The sequence below is a fragment of the Rhodococcus sp. AC861 genome (assembly GCF_979256035.1).
Map to the genome: position 1 here is coordinate 1 of NZ_CEEDMW010000063.1, position 254 is coordinate 254.

A 254-nucleotide genomic window follows, 5' to 3' on the forward strand; every position below is an offset into this window, starting at 1 on the left:
GGATGACGGCGCCGTCGCTCCCTCGGTCGTAGGTGCGGGAACCGTCGGTTCCGGCCAGGACCGGATCCAACGAGTCCTCGAGACCGAGCAGGCCGTGTCCGTCCCATCCGGTCGCGCCGACGATGTTCGCGGCCAGGGCGCCCCCCGGGTATTCGCGGATGTCCTGCCGTTCGAGGCCTACCTCGGGGAACTTCTCGGTGCTCTCCGCGGCAACGGCGGGATCGATGCTGCGCACCAGAGACTCGAAGGCCGCG

General features: G+C 70.1%; 1 pseudogene. It reads right to left on the bottom strand.

The annotated features are described in order from the left end of the window. Positions 1–254 (bottom strand): annotated as a pseudogene (locus tag AC0IX4_RS23155) (cell division protein FtsI); the annotation flags it as partial.